The organism is Xenorhabdus sp. IM139775, from assembly GCF_028598745.1.
In the GTDB taxonomy this organism is placed as follows: Bacteria; Pseudomonadota; Gammaproteobacteria; order Enterobacterales; family Enterobacteriaceae; genus Xenorhabdus.
Genome location: NZ_JAQRFK010000116.1, coordinates 1 through 4,813, shown reverse-complemented (window position 1 = coordinate 4,813; position 4,813 = coordinate 1). Strand labels below are relative to the sequence as shown.

General features: G+C 41.0%; 4 protein-coding genes, 5 tRNA genes and 2 rRNA genes. 10 read left to right on the top strand and 1 reads right to left on the bottom strand.

Features of this window, described 5'->3' with window-relative positions; all coding sequences use genetic code 11:
* The first annotated feature begins 40 nt into the window (after positions 1 to 40).
* The 5 genes from rrf (PSI17_RS15800) to birA all read left to right on the top strand — a co-directional run bounded on the left by rrf (PSI17_RS15800) (position 41) and on the right by birA (position 2,595).
* A 5S ribosomal RNA gene (gene rrf, locus PSI17_RS15800) occupies positions 41 to 156 on the top strand.
* Positions 157 to 207: 51 nt separating this feature from the next.
* Positions 208 to 283: transfer RNA gene (locus tag PSI17_RS15795), tRNA-Thr, on the top strand.
* Between the two features lie 34 nt (positions 284 to 317).
* Positions 318 to 433 (top strand): 5S ribosomal RNA (gene rrf / locus PSI17_RS15790).
* Positions 434 to 598: 165 nt separating this feature from the next.
* On the top strand, positions 599 to 1,639 hold the full coding sequence (gene murB / locus PSI17_RS15785) for a UDP-N-acetylmuramate dehydrogenase (protein WP_273552877.1): 1,041 nt from the start codon (positions 599 to 601) through the stop codon (positions 1,637 to 1,639).
* Complete coding sequence (gene birA, locus PSI17_RS15780; protein WP_273552876.1) at positions 1,636 to 2,595, top strand: bifunctional biotin--[acetyl-CoA-carboxylase] ligase/biotin operon repressor BirA; 960 nt, start codon at positions 1,636 to 1,638, stop codon at positions 2,593 to 2,595. The genes murB and birA overlap by 4 nt, the downstream gene beginning before the upstream one ends.
* A gap of 84 nt (positions 2,596 to 2,679) precedes the next feature.
* On the opposite strand, the gene coaA is transcribed toward birA, so the two are convergent.
* On the bottom strand, positions 2,680 to 3,630 hold the full coding sequence (gene coaA / locus PSI17_RS15775; RefSeq protein WP_273552875.1) for a type I pantothenate kinase: 951 nt from the start codon (positions 3,628 to 3,630) through the stop codon (positions 2,680 to 2,682).
* Between the two features lie 429 nt (positions 3,631 to 4,059).
* Here coaA and PSI17_RS15770 point away from each other — a divergent pair.
* From PSI17_RS15770 to PSI17_RS15750, 5 genes are all read left to right on the top strand, one after another.
* Positions 4,060 to 4,135: transfer RNA gene (locus tag PSI17_RS15770), tRNA-Thr, on the top strand.
* 15 nt (positions 4,136 to 4,150) lie between these two features.
* A tRNA-Tyr gene (locus PSI17_RS15765) sits at positions 4,151 to 4,235 on the top strand.
* A 100-nt stretch (positions 4,236 to 4,335) separates the two neighbouring features.
* Positions 4,336 to 4,410: transfer RNA gene (locus PSI17_RS15760), tRNA-Gly, on the top strand.
* Positions 4,411 to 4,416: 6 nt separating this feature from the next.
* Positions 4,417 to 4,492, top strand: a tRNA-Thr gene (locus tag PSI17_RS15755).
* A 106-nt stretch (positions 4,493 to 4,598) separates the two neighbouring features.
* A partial coding sequence (locus tag PSI17_RS15750) for a GTP-binding protein (protein ID WP_273551555.1) occupies positions 4,599 to 4,813 on the top strand: 215 nt, incomplete at its 3' end.

Here is a 4,813-nt window from a genome sequence, read left to right as displayed (position 1 = left end):
AGATGATAAACAGCTTGTTCGGGATTGAAAACAGGATTTGTCTGGCGGCAATAGCGCGGTGGTCCCACCTGACCCCATGCCGAACTCAGCAGTGAAACGCCGTCGCGCCGATGGTAGTGTGGGGTCTCCCCATGCGAGAGTAGGGCACTGCCAGACATCACTTTATAAGTGTTGCCCGATTGGCAACACTTTTTATCTTCAGCATTTGCTGATATGGCTCAGTTGGTAGAGCACACCCTTGGTAAGGGTGAGGTCCCCAGTTCGAATCTGGGTATCAGCACCATGAATAATATGTTCGGCAAATAAAACAGAATTTGCTTGGCGGCGATAGCGCGGTGGTCCCACCTGACCCCATGCCGAACTCAGTAGTGAAACACCGTAGCGCCGATGGTAGTGTGGGGTCTCCCCATGTGAGAGTAGGGAACTGCCAAGCTTTAATACCCAGTCAAAAGGCCACTCATATGAGTGGCCTTTTGCATTTCTAGTTCTTTTGTATTTCTATCAACAAATAGCAACTACTTACTTTTCTTTCAAACTTACCTTTCAAATATAGAGTCTGATAGACTACGACTTAAATTACCTATTGAGCTTGAAGTGAATGTCTGTTTGTCAATCTACCCAACTAAAAGCGTTCAACACGTTTGGCATTTCAGCCCGCGCCGATCATATCGGTATAGCCACCTCTATTGAATCTCTTCTGACCTTATGGCGAGAAGCAATGGAAAAGAATCATCCTATTTTATTGTTGGGAGGCGGAAGTAACGTTCTTTTCACCGAAGATTTTAAAGGTACTGTGATTCTAAACCGCATTCTTGGTATTAATATACAAGAGTCTGATACAGCCTGGCATGTTCGTGTTGGTGCAGGTGAAAATTGGCATGAACTGATCACGTATTTATTTAATCAACAGATCTATGGTTTGGAAAATTTAGCTCTGATCCCCGGAAATGTTGGTTCTGCTCCAATTCAAAATATTGGGGCATATGGAATTGAGTTTAAACAAGTCTGTGAGTATGTGGATTTTGTTGAACTGAAAACAGGTAATTCAATCCGCCTAACGGCGAATGAGTGTCTATTCTCTTATAGGGATAGCATTTTTAAGCATCAATATAAAAATGATTATGTTATCACAGCGGTCGGCTTACGCTTGAATAAGAAATGGGAACCAATTTTAACTTATGGTGCCTTAGCACAGTTTTCACGGGAAAAAGCTACACCAAAACAAATATTCGATTCTGTGTGTGAAATGCGCCAGAATAAATTACCAGATCCTGCGCTGATGGGTAATGCTGGAAGTTTCTTTAAAAACCCTATCGTATCGATTGAATTAGCATACAGAATTAAGTCTGAATATCCCGATTGTCCTCAATATTCTTATGATGAGCATAGCGTAAAGATTGCAGCGGGTTGGCTTATCGAGCAGTGCCAATTGAAGGGTTATTCTATCGGTGGAGCCGCCGTCCACACGAAACAAGCATTAGTATTAATTAATAAAAATAATGCAACAGGACAAGATGTCATTGCTTTGGCTGCTCATGTGCGTAACAAGGTTGCAGAAAAATTTAATATCTTCTTAGAACCTGAAGTACGCTTCATTGGTTGTGAAGGTGAGATAGACGCAGTGGAATGTATTTCATGAAAGATATTAGTACCCCATTAAAATTAATTAAAGTGTTATCTGATGGTGAAATTCATTCAGGCCAGCAACTTGGCCAAGAATTAGGAATGAGCCGTGCCGGAATCAATAAACATATTCAAACTATTCGTGAATGGGGAGTAGAGGTTCTAACTCTTTCAGGTCGAGGTTATCGTTTTCCTGCCCCAATGAATCTGCTGGATAAAGTGCTTATCGAAAACTATCTTCCCAATAATCATATTGAAGTGATATCAGTCATTGATTCCACAAATCAATATATGCTGGATAAGTTAGCTGAACTCGATTCGGGAGATGCCTGTGTTGCTGAATATCAGTATGCAGGTAGAGGGCGCCGTGGTAGGAAGTGGGTTTCTGCGTTTGGCCGAAACTTATATCTATCTATGTATTGGCGTTTGGAACAAGGTCCAGCAGCAGCGATAGGTTTAAGTTTAGTGGTTGGCATCGTCATTGCAGAAGTCCTTAACCGTCAGGGAGCAGAAAGGGTAAAAGTAAAATGGCCAAATGATTTATATTTGGACGATAAAAAACTGGCTGGAATATTGGTTGAGTTGACGGGAAAAACAGGGGATGCCGCCCATGTTGTTATCGGAATAGGTATGAATATTTCGATGAGTAGTGATCAACAAAAATCAATTAATCAAAATTGGATCAATTTACAGCAATCAGGGACGGTTATTGAACGGAATAAATTGGTTACTGAAATCATAGTGGAACTTAAAGAAGCATTAATTCAATTTGAAAACGAAGGGTTAGCTTCGTTCATTCCTAGGTGGTTTAAGTTAGATAATTTTATTAATCGCTCAGTGAAATTAATTATTGGTGATCAGGAAGTATATGGAATAGCCCGTGGAATAGATCAACAAGGGGCTCTGTTACTTGATATTAATGGCGTTGTTACGCCTTATATTGGTGGCGAAATATCCTTGAGAGGTTATTGAATGTAAAGCCGGAAATATGAAGTGACCCCCAGTAATTGGTTGTCCAACTTTTTGGGGTCAGTTCAAATATCTCCGGCTTCCGTTTTACTTCCTTAATCTGACGCTTTCAATCGTGTGATTGATTCCTTTCGTCATAATCAAGCTAGCCCTTTCTCTCGTTGGTAAGATGTTTTGCTGTAAGTTTAAGCCGTTAATTTCCCGCCAAATATTTGATGCCACTTTTATTGCTTCTTCTGTCGTTAGCTTAGAATAATTGTGAAAATAAGAATCAGGATCGGAGAATGCACCTTGTCGAAACTTGAGAAAACGACTGACATACCATTGTTCGAGTAATTCTTCTGACGCATCAACATAAATAGAAAAATCAACGAAATCAGAAACAAATACATGATGTGGTTCATGTGGATAATCCATGCCACTTTGTAATACGTTTAAACCTTCAAGGATAAGAATATCTGGCTTTTCGATAATAAGTTGTTCATTAGGAACAATGTCATAGCTCAGGTGAGAATAGACTGGTGCAGTAACTTTTTCGGTGCCTGATTTGATGTCAGCGACGAATTTGACCAAGCTACGCATATCATAGGATTCAGGGAACCCTTTTTTTTTCATTAAGCCACGTTCATTTAGTACATTATTGGAGTGCAAAAAACCGTCCGTTGTCACTAATTTGACACGGCGATGTTCCGGCCAACGGCTTAGTAATGCCTGTAATAAACGGGCAGTTGTGCTTTTCCCGACAGCAACACTGCCTGCGATACCAATAACATAAGGTATTTTTTGTTCATCTGTTCCCAGAAATTGCTCAAGAACAGCCTGTCGCCGTAAATTGGAACTAATATAAAAATTAAGTAGGCGTGACAATGGAAGATAGATCTCAATCACTTCATCTATTGAGATTTCTTCATTAATCCCTTTTAAAGCCGCAACTTCTTCTTCTGTTAATGTTAAGGGCACTGAGTCACGTAATGTTGCCCAATGTTCACGTTCAAATTGTAAATATGGAGTCGTCAAAAAAGATTCTTTCTTATTCATAAGCCAACATCTGCCTGTCTATGCAGGTTGGACAGGTTGTTGAGAACACCCGTACCCGACAAAAAAATAAATCTCATCATATAGGTTGCGTTATCGTAGGCGTAGAATTTTTTATGATCTTAGTAATTTTTTTTGATGGTAAATGCAAAAATGTAAAAAATTGTACTATTCCTGAGGTTGTTCTGATGGTTAGTTCCGTTTTTAAAAAGGGAGAGAGCCAAAGTAATACAAATCGTTTTCAAAAAATAATTGGCAGATGCATTTATTGATTCATCCTGTATCAATGTTTATTGATGAATGTTTAAGCTGTAACTATTGAAAAAAACACCAGTAGCATTAAAAATGACTGTTTTGTGAGCGAAAGAACAAAAAAAGCAATTTTTTTGTTGCATCGTGGCCCAACTCTTCCTAGAATGCGCAGCACTTGATGCCGGCATAGCTCAGATGGTAGAGCAACTGACTTGTAATCAGTAGGTCCCGAGTTCGATTCTTGGTGCCGGCACCATTAAAAATTTGGAAAGGTGGGGTTCCCGAGCGGCCAAAGGGAGCAGACTGTAAATCTGCCGTCACAGACTTCGAAGGTTCGAATCCTTCCCCCACCACCATTAACCAGTTTTAATCTTGAGTGTTCTGCTCGATTCATACTCTAGGCAAAACACTTGAGGTACAGTATACAGCTGATTAAAGTCAGGTAGCCGAGTTCACGCGGGCATCGTATAATGGCTATTACCTCAGCCTTCCAAGCTGATGATGCGGGTTCGATTCCCGCTGCCCGCTCCAAGATGTGCTGATATAGCTCAGTTGGTAGAGCACACCCTTGGTAAGGGTGAGGTCGGCAGTTCGAATCTGCCTATCAGCACCACTTCCCCTGTTCTTGCCTCCTGGTTTTCTTCCTGTAAATATCTTACAAGCAATTGCTTGGTTGATGTGGTGAAACCACCGATTCCGTGTCTTAGAGGAACAACCTAATGTCTAAAGAAAAGTTTGAACGTTCAAAACCGCACGTTAACGTTGGTACTATCGGCCACGTTGACCACGGTAAAACTACCCTGACTGCTGCAATCACCACCGTTCTGGCAAAAACCTACGGCGGTAGCGCGCGTGCATTCGACCAGATCGATAACGCACCAGAAGAAAAAGCGCGTGGTATCACCATCTCTACTTCTCACGTAGAATACGATAC

Coding starts and splice junctions, on each gene's coding strand:
- murB (WP_273552877.1), top strand. CDS start 599: ATGTCTGTTTGTCAATCTACCCAACTAAAAGCGTTCAACACGTTTGGC.
- coaA (WP_273552875.1), bottom strand. CDS start 3,630: ATGAATAAGAAAGAATCTTTTTTGACGACTCCATATTTACAATTTGAA.
- birA (WP_273552876.1), top strand. CDS start 1,636: ATGAAAGATATTAGTACCCCATTAAAATTAATTAAAGTGTTATCTGAT.